Source organism: Vibrio sp. 2CM40D (assembly GCF_023161825.1).
Lineage (GTDB): Bacteria > Pseudomonadota > Gammaproteobacteria > Enterobacterales > Vibrionaceae > Vibrio > Vibrio alginolyticus.
This window is the reverse complement of record NZ_JALNTL010000006.1, coordinates 248,544-265,665: the sequence shown is the minus strand read 5'-3', so window position 1 is coordinate 265,665 and position 17,122 is coordinate 248,544. Positions and strand designations below refer to the sequence as shown.

16 protein-coding genes and 1 pseudogene are annotated in these 17,122 nt (G+C 40.7%); 7 read left to right on the top strand and 10 right to left on the bottom strand.

Annotated features, from left to right (window positions below; genetic code table 11):
* Positions 1-186: 186 nt before the first annotated feature.
* Positions 187-2,325 carry a TonB-dependent hemoglobin/transferrin/lactoferrin family receptor gene (locus tag MTF70_RS16045; RefSeq protein WP_205461042.1) on the bottom strand — a complete coding sequence of 713 codons (2,139 nt, stop codon included), beginning with the start codon at positions 2,323-2,325 and terminating at the stop codon, positions 187-189.
* Positions 2,326-2,556: 231 nt separating this feature from the next.
* On the opposite strand from MTF70_RS16045, the gene MTF70_RS16040 reads away from it, so the two are divergent.
* Positions 2,557-3,444, top strand: a complete 888-nt coding sequence (locus MTF70_RS16040) for a LysR family transcriptional regulator (RefSeq protein ID WP_017634152.1) — start codon at positions 2,557-2,559, stop codon at positions 3,442-3,444.
* 62 nt (positions 3,445-3,506) lie between these two features.
* On the opposite strand, the gene MTF70_RS16035 is transcribed toward MTF70_RS16040, so the two are convergent.
* Positions 3,507-6,155, bottom strand: a complete 2,649-nt coding sequence (locus tag MTF70_RS16035; protein ID WP_042520869.1) for a bifunctional acetate--CoA ligase family protein/GNAT family N-acetyltransferase — start codon at positions 6,153-6,155, stop codon at positions 3,507-3,509.
* Positions 6,156-6,391: 236 nt separating this feature from the next.
* Here MTF70_RS16035 and MTF70_RS16030 point away from each other — a divergent pair, with 236 nt between their 5' ends.
* The 4 genes from MTF70_RS16030 to yciH all read left to right on the top strand — a co-directional run bounded on the left by MTF70_RS16030 (position 6,392) and on the right by yciH (position 8,928).
* Complete coding sequence (locus MTF70_RS16030) at positions 6,392-6,961, top strand: SPOR domain-containing protein (RefSeq protein WP_005390018.1); 570 nt, start codon at positions 6,392-6,394, stop codon at positions 6,959-6,961.
* Between the two features lie 149 nt (positions 6,962-7,110).
* Positions 7,111-8,100 (top strand): D-alanine--D-alanine ligase, encoded by a 990-nt coding sequence (locus tag MTF70_RS16025; protein ID WP_033907069.1) that lies wholly within the window; start codon positions 7,111-7,113, stop codon positions 8,098-8,100.
* Positions 8,101-8,228: 128 nt separating this feature from the next.
* Positions 8,229-8,615 carry a DUF3319 domain-containing protein gene (locus tag MTF70_RS16020; protein ID WP_042520874.1) on the top strand — a complete coding sequence of 129 codons (387 nt, stop codon included), beginning with the start codon at positions 8,229-8,231 and terminating at the stop codon, positions 8,613-8,615.
* A 1-nt stretch (position 8,616) separates the two neighbouring features.
* Positions 8,617-8,928 (top strand): stress response translation initiation inhibitor YciH, encoded by a 312-nt coding sequence (gene yciH / locus MTF70_RS16015; protein WP_005376292.1) that lies wholly within the window; start codon positions 8,617-8,619, stop codon positions 8,926-8,928.
* A gap of 256 nt (positions 8,929-9,184) precedes the next feature.
* On the opposite strand, the gene MTF70_RS16010 is transcribed toward yciH, so the two are convergent.
* Together MTF70_RS16010 and MTF70_RS16005 are read right to left on the bottom strand one after the other, a co-directional pair.
* Complete coding sequence (locus tag MTF70_RS16010; protein WP_025767771.1) at positions 9,185-9,418, bottom strand: hypothetical protein; 234 nt, start codon at positions 9,416-9,418, stop codon at positions 9,185-9,187.
* A gap of 248 nt (positions 9,419-9,666) precedes the next feature.
* Positions 9,667-10,017 carry a hypothetical protein gene (locus tag MTF70_RS16005; RefSeq protein ID WP_025767770.1) on the bottom strand — a complete coding sequence of 117 codons (351 nt, stop codon included), beginning with the start codon at positions 10,015-10,017 and terminating at the stop codon, positions 9,667-9,669.
* A gap of 81 nt (positions 10,018-10,098) precedes the next feature.
* Between MTF70_RS16005 and MTF70_RS16000 the strand changes: the two are divergent.
* Together MTF70_RS16000 and MTF70_RS15995 are read left to right on the top strand one after the other, a co-directional pair.
* A pseudogene (locus MTF70_RS16000) lies at positions 10,099-10,904 on the top strand (LysR family transcriptional regulator).
* A gap of 329 nt (positions 10,905-11,233) precedes the next feature.
* Positions 11,234-11,446, top strand: coding sequence for a hypothetical protein (locus MTF70_RS15995; RefSeq protein WP_025767769.1), 213 nt, complete (start codon positions 11,234-11,236; stop codon positions 11,444-11,446).
* Between the two features lie 90 nt (positions 11,447-11,536).
* Here the strand turns inward: MTF70_RS15995 and MTF70_RS15990 are convergent, their stop codons facing one another.
* The 6 genes from MTF70_RS15990 to vxrA all read right to left on the bottom strand — a co-directional run bounded on the left by MTF70_RS15990 (position 11,537) and on the right by vxrA (position 17,099).
* Entirely contained in the window at positions 11,537-11,926 is a 390-nt protein-coding gene (locus MTF70_RS15990) for a universal stress protein (RefSeq protein ID WP_042520919.1), read from the bottom strand.
* Between the two features lie 808 nt (positions 11,927-12,734).
* Entirely contained in the window at positions 12,735-12,896 is a 162-nt protein-coding gene (locus MTF70_RS15985) for a YoaH family protein (RefSeq protein WP_005376257.1), read from the bottom strand.
* 41 nt (positions 12,897-12,937) lie between these two features.
* On the bottom strand, positions 12,938-14,059 hold the full coding sequence (locus MTF70_RS15980; RefSeq protein WP_025767767.1) for a conjugal transfer protein TraF: 1,122 nt from the start codon (positions 14,057-14,059) through the stop codon (positions 12,938-12,940).
* Between the two features lie 60 nt (positions 14,060-14,119).
* Entirely contained in the window at positions 14,120-15,001 is an 882-nt protein-coding gene (locus MTF70_RS15975; RefSeq protein WP_053303637.1) for a DUF2861 family protein, read from the bottom strand.
* 6 nt (positions 15,002-15,007) lie between these two features.
* Complete coding sequence (gene vxrB / locus MTF70_RS15970; protein WP_005376251.1) at positions 15,008-15,670, bottom strand: response regulator transcription factor VxrB; 663 nt, start codon at positions 15,668-15,670, stop codon at positions 15,008-15,010.
* Positions 15,645-17,099 (bottom strand): sensor histidine kinase VxrA, encoded by a 1,455-nt coding sequence (gene vxrA, locus MTF70_RS15965; protein WP_025767766.1) that lies wholly within the window; start codon positions 17,097-17,099, stop codon positions 15,645-15,647. The genes vxrB and vxrA overlap by 26 nt, the downstream gene beginning before the upstream one ends.
* Positions 17,100-17,122: the final 23 nt, after the last annotated feature.

The window sequence follows — 17,122 nt, the reverse complement described above, 5'->3', positions numbered from 1 at the left end:
TCTCATAGCTATTGGGGTAGTTCATGGAACTCGGTCTGATCATCACTTTCATCATTGCAGCAGCAGTAATGGTGAAAAAAGAGATGGCAAAACAGTAAACTTTCATTTTTCATACTTTTCTTTACATTTTTGAAATGAAAGCCATAAAAAAAGCCAGCATTACGCTGGCTTTTGTGTTTTTAAGGTTTAGAACTCGTATTTAACACTAATGTTGTAATTACGCTCAGCTTGCGTTTTGTCTCGACTTAACTCAGTCTTACCGCGAACATCGTTCCAAAGATGGTATTCTTCATTCGTTAGATTCATAACACCAGCACGAATGGTTATATCTTTCATTGGTTTGTAGTACGCCGTTAAGTCAACGACTGTCGCAGACGGCAAAGCAACTTGGTCTTTGATTCCGCCTTTATCACCATCAGAGTTGATATCACTGTTCGATTTCTTAGCCGTGTAGTTTACTTTTAGGCTTGTCCCCCAAAGTGCATTTGGTGAATCGTAATTTACAGCAGCTACGGCATTCCATGGGTTTACACTGTTCAAAGGATTACCATCACCATCTTCACCTTCTGTGTATGCTGCAACAAAGCGAGTTGTCACGCCTGATGGAAGACCAGCAATAGCATGCCAATCAAGACGGTTAGAGAGCTCAACCCCTTTAATGTTTGCTTCACTAATATTGATATTTGTGAATTCAGTTAAACCACCATTGTTTGATGACGTTTGCTCAATAAAGTCACTGTAATCACTGTAGTAGAACGCTACTTCAGTTGCCGACGCTGCAGTGTTATGACGGTAACCAAGCTCATAAGACAAACTCTTTTCAGATCCCAAATTTGGGTTAGGGCGGTTGGTATAGCCATGAGCCGGATTATCGTAGGTGTAGTAAAGCTCGTCGAACGATGGCGCTCGGAACCCTTGGCTCACTTGCGCGAAGATCGTGCCTGGTTGCGATATAGAGTAAGTTGCTCCTAAACGACCAGTTAATGCAGAGTCGCTAAACTTCTCGAATGACTCTTCAGAAGTATTTGAAGGATTAGTAGAGAAGTAATCGTAACGCACACCTGGAGTCAGAATTAGCTTGTCATTAAGAAGCGAAATTTCATCTTGCAAGAATAAACCAAAGCTTTCTTCTTTTGCATCCGGTGTGTAAACGTAAACAGTATCTGGCGTGCCAGGATCGGAATTAAACTCGCGATTGGTATTACTGATGTCACTATGTTTGTACGATATTCCGTAAACAATATAGTGATTTTGAATCTCTTTATCTAACTGAGTTTCGAATTCAAATTTGTCTTCAGTATATTCGTAATCTTTTTTCTGTTGGTTGTCACCACTAGGCGGTACGTAAGGTGGGTAACCAGGGCTGGCTTCGATAAAGCGATTAGAGACGCCGTTTTCTTCTTTACCAATCCATGTAAGCTTGGACGTGAGCGTATCCGAGATAGCTGCATCTGCAAACCAAATGTGCTTGAGCCCAATGCGATTTTGCTTGGTTGTGTCTTCAGCGTTGAAGTTTTTGTAACTTTTATGTGCGATCTCTGAGTCAGTCTCGTTGTAAATAACTTCTCCCAAGAACTCCAAGCGATGAGCGTCATTCAATTGAGATTGAAGTTTTACCAATAGATCGTTTTTGTAATAATTTTGGTTGTCCACAGAATAGTTATCGTAAGGCGCCTTAGAGAAATTTTGTAGCTCTGCACCATCACGGCGTGTAAAGGCTATAAGTGCTTCTGTATTACCGAAACGCTTTGCTAAAGCTACATGCTCACTAAAAGAGTTATCTTCCGATGAATAAGAGAGTTTAGCTTGACCACCAAAGTCTTTACCATCTTTGAGGAAATCCTTCGGATCTTTTGTTTCGAATGCGACAACACCGCCAATTGCATCACTACCATGTAGGCTAGAAGCTGCTCCTTTAACAATTTCGACACTCTTTAGCATATCGGGGTCGACAGTAACGGCACTAGAATTGATAAACGAATATGGTCCACCGCTGAATACACCTGGTTGAGATGCACCGTCTACTAAGATTTTAACTCGTTTACCTTCCATCCCGCGAATGTTAATACTTTGGACGCCTTGGCGTTGAGTGCCATTAATAGTAACACCTGGCGTATACTCGAATAGGTCATTCAAGTCCTTTACCATGTTTTCTTCGATGTCTTTCTCTGATACAACAGCAACAGAAGCAGCAACAGTGTTTATGGTTTGGTTGGTACGGGTGGCCGACACAACGACTTCTTCAAACTTAGAAGCTTCTTCCGCATAAGCAGTATGGGAAAGGGCAACTAAAATGGAGGCTGACAAAATTGATTTTTTATACATTGGCTTCAATACCTTAGATCCATAATAGGTAACAACACGCGGATATTAATGGATCTAAATGGTAATTACTATCATTACCATTGTCATTTATTGGTTTGTATTGAATCTTCTTCTTTGGCTATGAGCATTCCTAGTCTTTAGTTATCAATATGTTATATTATTTGTCGTTAGTTCTTGATAAGTTCATACAAATACAACGAATGTGATGGATATCACATTAAGAGAGGCCATGTGCAGAGTCCAATTACGTTAGAAGCACTCCATATTCTAGATGCTATTGATCGAAGAGGGAGTTTTGCTGCTGCTGCGAATGAGTTAGACAGAGCCCCGTCATCGCTGAGCTATCAAATCCAGAAACTCGAGCAAGACTTAGACATTATTATCTTCGATCGCTCTGGTCACAAAGCCCATTTTACTGAAGCAGGTAAGCTTATTCTTGAAAGAGGAAGAGCCATTTTACAAGCCAGTGAAAAGTTAGTGAACGATGCAACGTTATTGGCGAATGGCTGGGAACTGGATATTACCATTGCCTTCGATGGCATTATTCCTATATCCAACTTTTTCCCGATGGTTGATGCGTTGGCCGAGGTCAGCTCAACTCGAGTCAGGCTGCAAGAGGAGATTCTGGCTGGTAGCTGGGAGTCGTTGAATACGGGGAGAGCTGATTTACTGATTTGCCCATCACTGGATACGCTTCCTCAAGAAGTTAAGTCAGAAAAAATTGGTAAAATGAGTATGTATTGGGTAGCTTCCGCTGATCACTATGTTCACAAGCGTAGTGGTAAGTTTGATGAAGCAGCGCGAGAAAAGTATCGGATTATTGCTATTGCAGATACCGCACGTGAGCAACCAGCGCTCTCAATTAATATCATTCAAAAACAGCCTCGCTTGACCGTCACCAACTTTACGGCAAAAGTAGAAGCGCTCACTGCAGGTTTAGGTATTGGTACATTACCAAGCCAAATTGCACAACCTCTTATTGATAGTGGTGTATTGAAACGAATCGAAGGCACTGAAGAACAGCCGATGGATATTATTTTGGCATGGCGCCGGAACACTATGGGTGAGGCAAAATCCTGGTGTATTCAGTACTTAAAAAAGAATTGGAAACTAAAGTAACAACGTAACTTTTACTTCTTAGATTCCCATTGATTATCGAATGTAAGAAGTAAAAGTCATCGCTAATGCTGAGCTTTTCCATTTAAAGGGAGCACCATATCTGCCGTACCGTCTGCAAACTGGACATCGATCTCAAACCCCAAGTTCTGAGCCAACATCAACATCCCTCTGTTTGTTGGCATGGTCATTCCAGACATTTGCTTTGTGCCTTTAACTTTGCAATAGCTGATTATTTTCTGCATCAGCACTTTGCCTAAACCTTTTCCTTTCAAATCTGAACGAATCAAAATAGCAAACTCAGCGTCACTATTGTCTGGTGTAATCAATGCGCGGGCTACCCCTATGATAGACGGTCCGTCAGTATTAAACGCTACCGCAACAAACGCCATTTCGCGGTCGTAGTCGATTTGAGTAAAGTTTGCCAAAGCCTCATGGTTGAACTCTCCAACTTCAGAAAAGAAACGCTTATAGAGATCTTCTTTCGATACGCTATTAATGAATTGAGCATGCAGCGGCTCATCCTCTGGCAAGATAGGACGGAGCAGGATAGGTTGGCCATCTCGAAGCGTCACCGTTTCGACAAACTCTGCCGGGAAAGGGCGAATCGCTAGCCGTTTTTGGGCGTCTCCTTCGTACTTACACAGTGTGACATCTGCATCAAGGATAGTTAAATCGCTTCCGGACACTAGTACTGGATGGATATCCAGTTTTTGTATTTCTGGTAACTCAACTGCCATTTGGGAGATACGAACCAAGAACTTCGACAACTCAGTAATATCGAGCGCATCTTTGTGTTTCTGCAGGCGAATCTTTCCAGACTTTAGGGCAACAACGACAAGGTAGCGCGCAAGCGTCATGTTCAAAGGAGGAAGTGCAGCGACGGCATCTTGGGCTATATTCCACTCAGAGCCGCCTTGACCAAGCAAGATCACTGGTCCAAAGACTTTATCTACTGCAATACTAATCCGTAGCTCTTCAGCGCTGCCGAGCTTTGCCATCCCTTGTACCAACAGCCCATGTACATTGGCGGAAGGGTAACTGAGCTTTACGGTATCTAAAATGGATAGCGCTGCGTTGGAAACTTCTCGACTGTTTCTTAAATTTAGAGCGACACCGTGAACATCCGATTTATGAGGAATGTCTGGAGAACGTAATTTAACCGCAACAGGGTATCCAATATTTTCTGCCATATGAACAGCTTCAATGTCGTCAGATGCAATCCACGTAGGCAAAACGTTAAACCCGAACAGCTTAAATAATGGGCTGGTTTGATGCGTATCCAAGGTGACTGTGTTTTTATCCAGTAGTCGTTCGTTTACCCACTCTTTTGCTGAACTCACACTTCCAGAATGTAATGGCTCTGCCGTCGTTGGCGTTTCCATTAGTTGTTTCTGGTTTCGTCTGTATTCGACCAAGTGCATGTATGCTACAACCGCACTTTCAGGTGTTCTATAGGTTGGAATACCTGCTTGAGTAAATGCCAGTCGCGCTTCTCTCGACGTTTGTTCTCCTGACCAGTTGGTCAAGATATTAAAATGCTTATGCCGAGGGTGAGATTTGATGGCATTAATAACGGCTTGAGCAGTTTCAAGAGGATCAGAAACAGCAGAAGGACTATGCATAATCAATATCGCATCTGCACAGTCGTTATTCATCAGTGCGTTAATGGTATCAATATAGCGTTTTTGGGTTGCGTCACCAGACAGATCAATTGGATTTCGAGCACGCCAGTTGGATGGAAGTACTGCTTGTAATTGCTCAATGGAAGCGTCATCAAGCGTTGCGAGTTGGCCACCACGTTCAATCAAAGTATCAACGGACATAACAGCAGGGCCGCCGCCATTGGTGATGATCGCTAAACGCTCTCCACGAAGTGGCACAGAATGCGTGAGTGTTTCAACCGCGGCAAAAAGCTCATGCGTATTGCTGACTCGTAACATACCAGTTCTGCGAATAGCAGAATCGTAAATTACGTCAAGTGTATCTCCGTCTTGCTGCTCAAAAGTATTCATCTCTTTAGAGCGGCCCGCTTTTAGCACCAATATACGTCGGTTACGTGAAGCGGCGCGCGCAGCAGACATAAATCGGCGAGCGTCTTGGATATTATCAACATAAAGCAGAATAGCTTCTGTGTTTCCATCCATACTCAAATAGTCGAGCAAATCTGCAAAATCGATATCCTGTCCACGCCCAATCGAAATGAACGAAGAAAAACCAATGTTCTTATCATTTGCCCAGTCTAAAACCGTGGTACAAACCGCCGCGGATTGTGAGATGAAAGCAATTTTTCCAGGTTTAGCTGCAACAGGGGAAAACGTGCAGTTAAAATTGTGCCAAGGAAGGATGATACCTAAGCTGTTTGGGCCTAAGACTCGAATGTTCAATGATGAGATATCTAAAGGCTTAGGGTCATCAGAGATAACAATCGCAAACGGTGTGCCTCTCTCATCTAGCTCTTTAAGCAACTGCTCGTTACGTGAAACGTTCGTACACAAAATTGCAATATCTGGCGTATAGGGCAGGGAAGCTACATTAGGGTAAGCGATCACGCCAGATACGGCTTTATATCGCGGCGTTACTGGCATAATCGCGCCACCAAATCCACTTTGTAGAAGGTTGCGCATCACAACATGTCCTGCTCGCAATGCTTTTTGAGATGCCCCAATAACGGCCACAGAGTTGGGTTTAAAGAGTTTATGTAGTTTATTCATGCTGACTCCTAGCCGTTTGTAAGTCACGTTGGCTTCTCGGTTTCATATCAATCATAAACGAATAATTTACTGATAAAACATCTTCAGACCAGACATTGCAGAAAATGTGTACGATGCTTATGGAGTTTGTGTTATTCATCACATCAAAATCACAGATTATTGTATTTGATGCTTGATAAACGGCCCTGCTATCGGCATGATTTATCGTAATATTTATCCAGAGCATTTGTTACTTCATGAAAAAAATCGCAATCATCGGCTTGTCAGTTCTGCTTTCTGCTTGTGCATCTGAAACTTACATCACGGATGTGACCTCAGAAAGTTACCGAGAGGACTACAAATCAGATCGTATCTCTAAACCAATTATGGCGTCTGAAAACGCTGTAGTAGAAAAAGACGTACAACCAACTGTTGTGAAAATGACGGCAAAGCCTGAAGAAAAGAAAGTAGTCAAGCTAACGCCAAAAGAGCAGGCGAAGCCAGTTAAGATCGTACCACCAAGTAAAAAGCAAGCTGGCATTCAACGATTCGGCTATACCATTCAAGTCGCAGCTGTGGGTAGCCAAGCTAAAGTCGATCAGTTTGCAAATAAGCTGCCACAGAACGGTCAGCCAATTTGGGAAAACTACAAAGTCGTCAACGGTACTAAGTGGTTCTCAGTTTTATACGGAGACTACGCAACAAGCGCAGAAGCCAAGCAAGCGATTTCGACTTTGCCAGCTCAATTTCAGCAGTTAAGACCATTTGTTAAAAGCATTGATGCAATCAAAAACTCAGCTTACCCAACGCTTAACAAATTAAATTAACACATCAAATAAGGGAGCGAATAGCTCCCTTATTTATTTGCTCAAATCCTATTCGAACAACATTCCTCACATTAAAATTACTGTACGTCACACTTCAAAGGTTTATCATAATAAATAGTATCTTTTGTAGGTCACGGAAAGATGGATTCATGATTAAAAATATTCTTTTACTATGCGGCGGTGGCTCTTCTGAGCACGAGATTTCATTATTGTCTGCAAACTTTGTCGAACAACAACTAAATCTTATTGAAGACGTTCACGTTACACGCGTAGAAATAAAAAACGAAGGTTGGATGACCAACCAAGGTGAGTTGGTTTACTTGGATCTCAATACCAAGCAGTTGTGCTCAAGTGAATCTAATCAAACCATTGATTTCATCGTGCCTTGTATACATGGTTTTCCTGGCGAAACAGGCGACATTCAATCTCTGTTTGAAATCGCAGGTATTCCTTATCTTGGCTGCGGGCCAGAAGCGAGTAGCAATAGTTTCAATAAAATCACATCTAAGCTTTGGTACGACGCTATCGGCATACCCAATACGCCATACTTATTCTTAACGCGAAACGATGAAGAAGCTCACGTTCAAGCTCATAAAGCCTTTGAAAAGTGGGGAAAAGTTTTTGTTAAAGCCGCTCGCCAAGGCTCTTCCGTTGGCTGTTACAGTGTCACAGAAAAAGACAAGCTTTCTAATGCAGTAAATGATGCTTTTGGGTTTTCTGACCAAGTGTTGGTTGAGAAAGCAGTAAAACCTCGAGAACTTGAAGTTGCTGCATATGAGATGAATGGCCAACTACATATCACTAAGCCAGGCGAGGTCATCGCGCCTGATGGTGCTTTTTACTCGTACGATGAAAAGTACAGCAGTTCAAGTCACTCGCTCACAGAAGTTGAGGCGAAGAATCTAACTCAAATACAATTAGATTCCATCCAACACGCGTCAGAGACGGTATTTAAACAAATGAATCTTCGTCATTTATCTCGTATCGACTTTTTCCTAACGGAAGATGATGAGATTTACTTAAACGAAGTAAACACATTTCCAGGAATGACTCCGATCTCAATGTTCCCTAAAATGCTTCAAAACAACGGGCACAAATTTCATGAGTTCTTGGAAGATTGTATAAACAGTGCAAAGTGATTAACGTTATCGAGACGCGTTTTATGATACAAGTTGTTTTCTAGAGCAAGGTTTATTCAAGCCGTATTTGAATATTGTTCAGTAGCAATTATGATTATATCAACGCATTAAACAGATGACTCAGTGGTATGGCGATTTCAAATTATAGAGGTTTTAACCTGCAGTCAGTCGGATCAGATGGCAGTGTTTGGAAGGTTAAAATCAAGAACCACGTCTTACAGGGAAGTTTGACGGCGGTAAAGAAAAGCATTGATTGGTGGTGTGACACCGCATCGATTATTGATCCCAAAGAGTTTGCTTCACTCGGACAGAGAGTGCAGCAAACTGGTGTTGAAAAATCAGAGGTCTTTAACGGCTATACTATTCAAAACGATACAGGCCAACCTAACTCTTGGTACTGTATGTTTAATGGTAAACTGATCAAGGGCAGTAAAGCCGCTATTCAACGCCATATCGAAGCTTATTTGGTTGCAAAGCAAAAAGCGATGCAAGCTCAACAACAAAAGAAACAATAGAATGACTCTGGTATATTCAACAGAAACCGGTCGAATTAAACCGGAAGAAGAAAAAGTATCTCGCCCTAAAGGCGATGGTGTTGTTCGGATTCAGCGCCAAACGAAAGGCCGTAAAGGTAAAGGCGTATGCATTGTTACAGGTTTAGACTTGGATGATGCACCTTTAAAGTTATTAGCGGCAGAACTCAAAAAAGTCTGTGGCTGTGGTGGCTCTGTAAAAGATGGCAATATCGAGATTCAAGGTGATGCTAGAGACAAGATCAAGGCACATCTTGAAAAGAAAGGCATGACAGTCAAATTAGCCGGTGGCTAATTTAATATTTCCAGTAAACAAAAATGGCGTCTAAAGAAATAGACGCCATTTTTTATAAGTTGCTAATTGAAGAGCAAGCAATCGTAGATTGATAGATCGATATTAGCTATTTTATGGTAAATAACCATTATGTTTAATGCTCACAGTAAGGCCCTTAAATTTAAAATCTGCAGGGGAATATAGGAGCATACTCAGACAGCATTTAGCGTACGGCGACATGCAATTTAACATAATATACATAATGCGAACTTAAGAGTTAGAAGATTAGCATTGGTGAAGTCAGTTTAGTTACACCGTATTTGGCTGTTGCTGCTTTGCAAGCCTCATCAGCTGTCTTGTATGGACCGTGAACTTTGATTTCACCACAGCGACAACTTGATAATAACCAGTCATCAACTTTAAAACCGTGTGGCTGATTAAGTTCCTTCATTGTATCTTGGGTTACGTTCAACACTGTACACGTTGGTTCTGCATCTTGCTCATTCAACATGAGTCAACATGGACACGCATTTGCTTAACCCAAACGTGTAAGTACTACATTAGTTTTATAGGAACAAGGAATCTAACAGATGTAAACTCTCTACTTTTCAATCTATACCTAGATCTTTCTTCATATGTTCACTCAACTCGTTAGTGGTTCTTACATTAATCTTATGTTTGCAATGATGGATTCTCAGCTCTTCACCAAATAATTTTACTAGTGATTTGGTATACAAAGTACTAATATTATTTATTATTCTATACAATGTATCTTTCTGATAAACAAATCTTTTCGAATTTTGTATTGCAGTCTTCATATTTTAATATCCTTACACGTTTAACTTTATAATTTAAAAAATCAATTTCAACTTTTATTATTACTTTTTCCGATATGTAATGAGTCATTATCAATGATGCACAATCAACAATTAAATCACCCGAATCCAACTTAGTAATTTCACGAGACAAATTCTTTATTTTTAAATCTTTATTTTCCATATTTAATCCGATTGAGTTAATTTCTTCAGGATATCGGTTCAACTTAATATCCAATATAGTTTTATTAAGATAGTAGTCTGCCATTATTTCATGGCGGCTTTTAAATATCATTGCCCCCCTCCGATGATGCAAGTTATACTTTCCCACCAGTTAAAAGACAACGTGACTCAGAGTTGCAAAAAGGTAACAATCATGGAATTGATGAACAATGAGCTGATCTGCTTTGCAGCCATTTGTAAACACCTCTCTCTTACAGAGGCATCAAAAGAACTTGGAAAGTCTAAAGCTCAAGTCAGCAGGCAGCTAGCAGCATTAGAAAAACAACTTGGCGTAACACTTGTCCACAGAACAACAAGGAAACTCGTTTTAACTGATCATGGCGAAAGCATTAGAGAGCTTGCTATCAAGACGTTAGAGAGTTTGCACGAGTTAAATTACAGAGCTAGCTCGTTGAGTGAATGCATTGATGGAAAGTTTAAAATCACAATGCCCAACTCTATAGCCTCTTCTATTTTTGGTTCTGTTCTAAAAACTTAAAAGAACGATATCCAAAAGTTGATTTTGAAATATCGTCAAGTAACAATGTAGAAAATTTATTAGAAAGCAACGTAGATTTAGCGATTAGGCTTAATAATGTTATTGATGACACTCTTATTGCACATAAAATTGGTGATTATAGTGATGTTTTGATATCTAGGGTAAGTAATGCCAACAACAAAACACTATTAATCTACAAACATCATTCGAATAAGGAATCAATTAAAAATCAATATACTGATGTTATCGAAGTTGATAACACCTCTATTTTAATAAACTTTGTTTCTGAGGGAGTTGGGGTTGGTGTCATTCCAAACTATCTTATTAAAAGTAACTATATAGACAAAAACATCCGAATATCGCAAACTTTTGATATAGAACGTTCCATGTATATTGCCTACCCTTATCAAAACCCTTTGCCAAGAAAGCTAGCTGAGATATCTACTTTTATTAGGTCTTAGTTATCACAAGTATTGAAGAGTGAGTCATTTTAGGGCGGTTGTTCAGATTTAGAATTTTGCGTTGTCTACTCAACTACGCCTAACGCTAACCTTTGTAACATATTGTTTCGGCGGTATTTATTAACACCCCCATCTTTATGCTTGCTATCACAATGTGAGATGCTCTGCCGTCTTGTTATCAAGGTTTTGCGCGGAATAAATCACGTGGGGTAAACGATAGATTGACTTACATTAAAATTTTCATCAAAAGCGACTTTATATAAAATTGATTTCATACCAATCTATGTGTATCTTCTACCCATATCCCCACAATAACCAAGGAGAATGCCATGGATAAGCTACTCGCGTCTGCATTAGAAATTAAGCAGCGAACTATGGTGACTGGCTTTTTTGCTAGAAATGGATTCAAAATCGCTATGACCGATTTTGATGATGTCACTTTTGAGCGAGAAGGCGTGCAAGTTAACGTACATTTTGATCTGCAGTCAAACGCGGAGTCTGCATCTGTTTTATCTCATGAGGCATCAATCATTCCTAGCTAAAAACTTTTATTATCACCGATACACCAAGCCGAACATAAAAGTTCGGCTTTTTAGTGACAAAAAATGATGAGTGCGAACAAGAGTTGTCGATCACTCGTCTAAATAGACGATTAATAAATCAGCTTCAACTTCGTTCACAACCTTTGGTATCGATGAAAAAAAGCGACTCAATAAGTTGTGATGATGACCACAGACAACTAAATCTATCCCCTCTTTTTTGACGATTCCCGATAGTTTTATATGAAGATCGCCGATTACTACCATGGTCTCGTTTACTGGGTATAAGCATTTATCAGCGAGCTCTTGCAGCCTTCTTTCCAATTCTTGCTCTTCCTTCGCTTCCATGACTATGCGATCAACATCTACGTGAACAAATGAGAGTTTGCTGCTTGAGTTATCTGCTTGCATTATTGCTTTTTCGATAACGGCTTGGCTAGATTTAGATAAGTCGACAGCAACCAAAACGTGCTTGTAACCCATCATTCCTCCCTTGGTTAGTTTTTGTTCTCATATTAAGTCTAGTCCACATAGAGCGAACACAACATCAAAACTACTGCTACTCATCCAAAGATCAACGATGTTTTCCCAATTTCTTCTCTAATTATCGGACTATTTAACAGAAAGGACGTCAGGAAACGTTACGTTGTAATAGGCGTTACTGCTCTTGATTTCTACTACTCTTGAGGTTTCATATTACCCACTTCAACGTCGCCTAGTTTAGTAAAACTACTTTAGGTTAAGCGTGTTCAATATGTAACGCTCCGCTCAAATCCAGGAGACGTATTTCGGCTAAAAAAGCAGCTAAATAAGATGAACTTCCGATTCATCTATTACATATGTCTGCGAGTGCTTACTGTTCTTATATCGCGTATTTAATAAGTCTAGTTTAATTACCGTTATAAGTTACGGTGTATCTTTTTTCTTTTTTTCAGCATAATCCTCTACCTTGGAACGAAACCCTCTCGCGCTTTGTAATTAAATTACAAGATCAATCGCAACCAATATGGTTGGCAGATTAAATGTCCGAGGTAAATAATTGATATTATTGAGTTTAATTTATGAGTTCTTTAAAAAATGCCTAATTACCTGTGCTACGAAAACTAAGGTTAACACGATTAGGTAAAATTTTACCAACTCGCTATTTAGTCTTAAAGGCAATTGAACAAGATTACAATCATAGAGGTTTAGTAAATTGTAGTTACAGCGTAATTAGGGTGGTGTTTGGGAATGTAAAGGAATAGAAAATAGAAAGGCAAAAAACAGGGCGTATGCCCTGTCCATGAATTGATTAGTTTTGTTGCTGTTGTTTTTCTGCGTACTCAGATCGAATCCGTTCTGCAACAATTTTGATAGCTTCTGCAGTACTTGTGCCCTTCGCCATCAATTCTTGAATTCTCTCTACAGCTTGTTGTTGCTCTTGGTGAGATAGAGGGGGTAAATCGTCAAACATAAAAAGCTCCTCATTTTGAGGAGCTGACTATAACGATTCAATTAATAGGTAGCAAGGAAATTAATGGATGCACCCATAGCGTTCTCGTTTGTGTACTGAGCTGCGATATCCAATTCGAACAACTTAAGTGGAGACAACCCGATACCAGCAGTAATGGTTCCTTCGTCATTACTTCGAGCTAAGTTCTTCATATACCCTGCTCGTAATGCCATTTGACGCAAAATATCAAATTCAATACCAGCTCGAATCATTTGCGTATTATCATCAAAGGATGAAAAACGTTTTTCTTCGTTGAGATCGTAGTCAACACTCATCGTAAAGTAATCGGCAACAATCCCTGCCCCAACAGTGTATACAGGACGCATGCTATATTCGTATGATTTTATCGTATCACTGCCATACTGGAATGATTTTGTTTTAACGTCTCTTCCGATCAAATTTTTCGCTGAAATACCGAGACGATATGGGCCAAAGAACCAAAGTGCGCCGGCGTCTAAGTTAAACATCGTTTCCGCGGTCTCATTTTCACGTAAGTCTTTAGTATCAAAATTCTGAAAACTCGTGGCGTATGAGTATGTGTATATACGCTGAAGTTTAGGAGTAACACCAAAAGAAATGTGTTGGTTCATGAAATTAGTGTATTTAGCAAGTGAAATACCTGCTTCAGCCACGCCAATAGAAACACCTTGTACATAGCTATCATCTAATGGATTAGTACCTGAGGTATCAACATTTGGTTGTACGAATGATTCAGTGTATAGCTTACCGTATGCAGTTGCAGATAAGAATTTGTTGGGGATACCAATGGCAACGACACCACCAAGATCAAAGTCTGTCTTTTTCCCATCGATAGCATCCATCGATTTTTTGATTTCATCGACGTCTGTCAATTTGCTGATGCGTTCGATCTCATCAACTAGATCATATTGATCATCGTAGCTGCCACCAAAACTTGGCACGATCATGCCTGCATCGTCATTTCGGCGATAAATCGCAGTAAGAGCGGGGTTGAAAAAAGGCGCAGTTAGATAAGTTGCTGATACGGTACCAACGCCACCCATTGCATCACTACGAGCCTCTATCGCATAAGTAGCAGCAGAAGCAGCATTAGCGAAAAGAATAGTAGCAACAGAAGTGGCAAGAATTTTATATTTGTTTTTCATACTACACTTGTGATTTTAGTTCGTCCTGAACCTTTATCGGCACAAGTAGTATTTCTTTAACTATTCTTCCTGAGAAAGATCATAGGTTCGGCTAATAGTTTGAGCCTGCTCAACAATTATATCGCCCTGCCAACGGCGACTATTGATACTTACCGCCAATACGTATCTATCGTTTGGGACACCCGCTAGCTCCAATGAATTTGGATAGTTAGACTCGTAAGTCTTTTTCCACATTTGCTCGTACTGGCCATCAATGTAGTCATACAAACCGACTTCAAGTTGCGGTAATGGACAATGGGGATTACGAAGTGCGCTCTTTTCTACTTTCCAATTCTCTTTAGATGTCCAACGAACATATTGAGAAGAGTTTGAATCTCCAAGTATTACCCAAGTTCGATACTCTTGTTTATCAGTAGAAACAACGGTTAAGTGATATAAACCAGCTTCAAGCTTACCGGTTAAGTTATAGCGTTTCGAGTAACTACGCTCGTTGGCAAGTTCTGTCCCGTTCGGCTGTTGTTCATAGCTGAATGAACTGTCCGCGGATATAGAATCATCCACCCATCGATTAAATGAAATATTTTCGATGTCAGTTGTAGCTCTTAGCTTGATTACCAATCTAAATGTATCTCGCCCAGGGCTTTGAATAGTCTGACGAATAACGTTCACACCACTTATCCAATCAGGCAGCGTTACACCAGTGAGAGCCTTGCCACAGTTTTTAGATAGTGACTGACCAAGAAGATCATTAAGGTGAGGAGTCAAATCTTTACTTGGTTCCGTTTGCCAGAGTTCAACAAGAGAGTTGAACATACCCGCAAGATCATCTTCAAGTAAGTGTTGATGTGCCTGTGTTAAAGGCGTGTTAGTTTGAAACCAGTCCATTGCATGGACTGGTTTCACTAACGCTAATGAGAGAACTACAGGGAGTAGTATTTTCATTACGACTTATGCTTTCATCTTGTAGCCAACACCACGAAGTGTTTCAATTTCCAGTCCTGGCAGTTTTTGACGAAGCTGTAGTACATGTGTATCAACCGTACGTGTTGTCGGGAAGTGATTGTAACCCCAAACGTGGTCAAGTAGCTCATCACGAGTAAACACGCGACCTAAGTTTGACGCCAAAAATAGCAGCAAATCAAACTCTGTTCGAGTAAGCGTAATTAGCTCGTCTTTATAAGTCACTTCACGAGTCGAGCGGTCAATCTCTAAGTCTTTTGTAATCACTTTATCAGCGTTGCTTTGTTCTGCTGAATCCGGTGCTCGTAGCTGTGCACGGATTCTCGCAAAAAGCTCCGCCTCAGCAAAAGGCTTTGTTAAGTAGTCGTTCGCGCCGGAATCAAGGCCTGCAACTTTATCTTTTACGGTAACAAGTGCCGTTAACAAGATAACTGGTACGTCTTTAATCTGTTTCCATTCTGGGAGACATTGTACAGAGTCACCATCTGGGAGTTGGCGATCGAGAATTACCAAGTCAGCTTTTTTCCATTGTGGCTCTACGTCTGCAATACGCTCCACATGTAAACACTCATATCCTGCTTGTTCCAGGCTTACTAACAGGCCGTCAGCCAAGTTTTTATCGTCCTCAACGAGAAGCAGTGTCTGTTTCACAAGGTATCTCCAATATAAAAGTTGTAGGTGGTCCCATTAAGGACATTTTTCCGCCCATGCGGCCTACCATAGATTCAACGATTGTTAATCCAAGTCCTAACCCGCTCTTACTTACGAACGGTTTCTTCAAATTTGCCCAATCTTTAGCCGTTAGGCCTCCTGCATCTCGGACTTGGAATACTATTTTTTCTTCACTAGTTGAGACATCCAATTCAACCGGTGCGACACCGTACTTAAGCGCATTACGAAGCAAGTTATCGATACAAGTTCCTAACCAGTACACATTAACTTTAGCAGCCACATCTTCATTGATGTTAAAAAGCACGGCACTATCAAATTCTTCTTCGATCTTAAATTCTAACCAATCTGCAACGGATGGTACCCAGTCTGTTGCAAGCATTTGGTTATCAGATTGCAAATAATCTTTACTTGCTTCTGCCAATTGACGCAGGCGGCGCGTATCTTCACACAATCTGCGGAATTCGTCATACACACTTTCAGGCAAATGCTCGAACTCTCGACGAAAGCCTTCAACCGTTAGTGACAGAGATGCAATCGGTGTTCTGAGCTCATGCGTTAAAATTTGCAACACGAGCATTCTACTACGTAGTTCTTCTCGCTTGCTATTCCAACGGTACACCGCCCAACCAATCACCAAAAGAATATTGGCGATTACCAGTATGATCATACTGATCCGCAAAACTTGCGAGTGATCTTCTACATCCCAACAAATATTGCCTCGTTTAACAAAGCAACTTTTGCTTTGAGAGGCTAGAGCGTATGACAGACCCGCATTCGCTACGTTCTCTTGCCAGATATCTTTCTCGAAAACAAAGTAACGGTCACCACGTCTTAGCCAAAGTTCGTTACCTTCAATAAACATGCTCGCGCCTGCAATCAAAGCATTAATGGCGTCGTCATCCATGTTTTTCAAGCTTTCTAGCAACTCATCCCCTTCCTCGTTATCACGCTCTTTTATATGCATGTACTGAGATAGTTTGGGTTTGAGTTCTGGATACTTATCCACATAACGTGCCGCGTACGTCCCACCACCAGGGTGAATGAGACCACTACGCGAGAACCAACGAGGTGTCAGCTGCGTCCCTTTACAAATCGCTCTTGTAAATACTAAAGGCTCAGTAATTAAAGGACTTAATGGTAATTTGCCACGACAAGTATTCGCCAAGCTGTAAAGCTGTTGGATATCTTTTAACGGATAGTCAGACGTTTGCGGCAGAAGCGAATCTGGCGCAAGTAACTTGGTAGGATAATTTGATTGCAGAATACGAATATCGTACGACTTAAGAGCTACTTCATAGTTAAATAGCTCTGTAAACGTATCTATTCTTTCTGGTAGTGAATCGGAAAATGCAGGTGCCGAAAAAAGCGGCAATACAGTTGCAAAACCGAGCAAAAACTTTTTAATCAAACTGTTACCGTCACTTGTTACAT